General features: G+C 42.1%; 3 protein-coding genes. All 3 read right to left on the reverse strand.

Annotation, left to right across the window (positions count from 1 at the left end; genetic code table 11):
* Positions 1–728, reverse strand: a 728-nt coding sequence (locus CAG68_RS07945) for an amino acid ABC transporter ATP-binding protein (protein ID WP_202599888.1), incomplete at its 3' end; no start/stop codon positions are given.
* Positions 729–742: 14 nt separating this feature from the next.
* Positions 743–1,690: an amino acid ABC transporter permease gene (locus tag CAG68_RS07950; RefSeq protein ID WP_005377325.1), complete on the reverse strand. Its 948-nt coding sequence runs from the start codon at positions 1,688–1,690 to the stop codon at positions 743–745.
* Positions 1,691–1,825: 135 nt separating this feature from the next.
* Positions 1,826–2,614, reverse strand: coding sequence for a transporter substrate-binding domain-containing protein (locus CAG68_RS07955; protein WP_005377324.1), 789 nt, complete (start codon positions 2,612–2,614; stop codon positions 1,826–1,828).
* Positions 2,615–2,643 lie beyond the last annotated feature (29 nt).

Raw genomic sequence — 2,643 nt, forward strand, 5'->3', positions numbered from 1 at the left:
ACTTTAGATAAAAACTTCTGCAATCTAGGGTTGGTGGGGTTATCAAAAAATCGCTCAGGAGAGTCAGAAACCAAAAGCTCACCATCTTCCATAAACAACACCCTATCAGCGACCTCTTTTGCGAAACCCATTTCATGAGTAACCACTACCATCGTCATTCCGTCCTTGGCCAAATCTTTCATCACATCAAGAACTTCTCCAACCATTTCAGGGTCTAGTGCTGATGTGGGTTCATCAAACAACATAATGTTGGGCTTCATTGCTAACGCACGAGCGATTGCGACGCGCTGCTGCTGTCCACCTGATAAATGATTAGGATAATTATCCATTCTCTCCGACAGACCGACTTTATAAAGCAAATCTTTTGCTTCTTTCTTCACCGATTCAGGGGCACGTTTAGAAACCTTTAAAGGTGCTAACATGACGTTCTCTATCGCCGTTTTATGTGGAAAAAGGTTGAAGCCTTGAAATACCATGCCCACATCAGCGCGTAGTTTATTGATATCCGTAGATTTGTGGTACATATCGATACCATCTACGATAATAGACCCACTATTTATTGTCTCTAATTGATTGATCGTCCGTAAGAATGTTGACTTACCAGAACCTGACGGTCCTACGATGACAATCACTTCCCCTTTTTCTACATTTACCGATACGTCCTTGAGCGCATGGCAGCCATTAGGGTAAATTTTATTAATTGTTTTTGCTGAAATAATGTATTCCATTAATGACTCCACCATTAATCACTTGCTGCCAATTTCTTTTCTAACGTTTGTATTGCCCAAGATAAGGTACTAGTTAGAAGCAAATAAAGGGCCGCAACGGTAAACCAAACTTCAAATGGGGCAAAACTACCACTTACGACTTCCCTGCCCGCTTTTGTCAGATCAGTAATCGAAATCACGGAGACAAGTGAGGAATCTTTTATCAGGTTGATAAACTGCCCGGCTAAGGGAGGTAATGTCTGCTTAAACGCTTGAGGTAAAATGACATAAATCATCGCTTTGGGATAATTCATTCCTAGTGAACGCGCCGCTTCCATTTGTCCTCTTGGGATTGACTGGATTCCTGACCGCACAATTTCTGCGACGTAAGCGGCGGTAAACACGGAGAGCGCTATCACTCCCGCAGTAAAACGCTCAAGGTCAAGCACAGTACCAATAAAGAAGTAAACGATAAAAATCTGTACTAAAAGAGGCGTTCCACGAATGACCTCGACATACACAAGCGCCAGCTTTTTTAATGCCGGATTGCTGGATATACGCATTAGTCCGACAACTAAGCCCAACGCTAGAGCAATGATAAGTGACCAGAGTGAGATTTTAATGGTCGTCACAACACCATCTAAAATTGGGCCAGAGCGCCACTCTTTTATAGTTGCTAAGGTATCTCCTTCAAAAATAAGATCACCTTCATAGACGTCGACAGACTTATATTGGCTTAGTTCAAGAACAATATCACCATGAATACTCTCCAGAGCCAGTTGGTTATTCTCGTCGAGAATGATGTTCCCATCGACAGGCGCGGTAATGGATGAAGCAGCGTTAGTGGCAATATAAGGAAGGACACGCTCCCAATTCCAGCTGTAATCGATTCGCTTACCTGACAGATAGACAAGACCGCAAATTGATAGCAAAACAAGAACAAAAACAGCGTTCCACAATAGGGATTTAAAGTTATTTTGCATGTGATTCCGAGAATGACTTTGATTAAAGTTGGTTGGGTATTTGAATAAAGAAAAGCGTTAGCTTCACAGCACGAACCGTTTGGTTGGCGATGAACCGAGCCAGAAGCTAACCGCTCCTCTACAATAACAAAATGATTACTTAACTTGCTTTAACCATTTATCGTCGTTAAACCACTTATCGTAAATGCGATCGTAAGTTCCATCGCCCTTAATTTGACGTAAATAGTTATTTAAGAAGTTAAGCGTATCTGGATTTCCTTGCGGCACAGCCCAACCCAAAGGCTCGTAAGTAAACGGTTTAGCCAAGTGCATTAACTGCCCTTTGTTTTCCGCCACATAAATAGAGTTGTAAGGAAAGTCATAAACAAACGCATCTACCTTTCCGTTGGCAACCTCAAGTACCGCTTCAGACTGGGTTTCGTATAGATTTATCTTAGCTTTCGGAAGGTATCGTTTTACCGCTTGCTCACCCGTTGTCCCAAGCTTAGTTGCAACAACATATTCTGGACTATTGAGATCACGGTAACTAGACACTTTACCTTCATGTTTGAGATCTACGAGAATGGATTGGCCAATAACCACATAGGGATCAGCGAAATTCACCTGAGTATTTCGCATAGGTGTGATCGTCATCCCGCCCATAATCATGTGACACTTACCAGTCAACAGTGTTGGGATAATGCCATCCCATGAAGTGTTTACCGGCACAAACTTAACATCCATGGCACGCGCCATTTGTTTACCCAAATCGATATCAAACCCGATGTACTGCCCATTTTTTGCTGTCATTTCAAAAGGCATATACCCAGAATCAAAGCAGACTTTTAGCTCCCCTGTACTTTTGATGTCGTCTAAAATTGGGTCTGCATTAACCGTCGTCGAAACAGCTAACCCCAGTGCAGCAAAACACAATAACTTTTTCATGGATATTCCTTTATCATTTGTTGTAAAGT

This window comes from Vibrio sp. V42_P2S4T144, assembly GCF_009904715.1.
GTDB lineage: Bacteria > Pseudomonadota > Gammaproteobacteria > Enterobacterales > Vibrionaceae > Vibrio > Vibrio alginolyticus.

Excerpts from the sequence above, each read along its gene's own strand:
- CAG68_RS07950 (WP_005377325.1), bottom strand. The coding sequence starts at position 1,690 with ATGCAAAATAACTTTAAATCCCTATTGTGGAACGCTGTTTTTGTTCTT.
- CAG68_RS07955 (WP_005377324.1), bottom strand. The coding sequence starts at position 2,614 with ATGAAAAAGTTATTGTGTTTTGCTGCACTGGGGTTAGCTGTTTCGACG.